This is a genomic window from Cryobacterium sp. MLB-32 (assembly GCF_000738085.1).
Lineage (GTDB): Bacteria > Actinomycetota > Actinomycetes > Actinomycetales > Microbacteriaceae > Cryobacterium.
On the sequence record NZ_JPRS01000578.1, the window covers coordinates 1 to 474 of the forward strand.

Annotated in this window: 1 protein-coding gene; it reads right to left on the reverse strand. The window is 56.5% G+C overall.

What is annotated here, in order from left to right; genetic code table 11:
• Positions 1-362, reverse strand: a 362-nt coding sequence (locus tag JF66_RS20060; RefSeq protein WP_369798080.1) for a sigma-70 family RNA polymerase sigma factor, incomplete at its 3' end; no start/stop codon positions are given.
• Positions 363-474 lie beyond the last annotated feature (112 nt).

Consider the following 474-nt stretch of genomic DNA (forward strand, 5'->3'; position numbering starts at 1 on the left):
GCCTGGTATGGCTCCCGCTGCTTCTTGCGATACGCGTTGATGAACGTGTTCGTGAGAATTCGATACAGCCAGGCCTTCAGATTGGTGCCCTGCTCATACTGCGCGAAGGCAGCGAAGGCCTTCACAAAAGTCTCCTGCACGAGGTCCTGAGCGTCGGACGGGTTGCGTGTCATGCGCATGGCCGCCGCGTACAGCTGGTCGATAAAGGGCAGGGCCTGCTCTTCGAACAGGTTTCGGTTCTTTTCGCGCGCTTCATCCGGCGTTTCCGCCGGATTCAAGCTCACGGGCGTGTCTGAAGTCATCACCGGCAATTCTAGGCCGTTGATTGTGAGACTGCTGGGTCGCTCCAGGAGCGTCGACACTGCCATTGAATCCTTCCGTTACGTCGTATCCCGACTATTCTGATAACCGATGTTGATCTCGAGATATTCCAAGCCGGAGTTTGACCCCTACGGCGACAATGTGCCCGTTGAA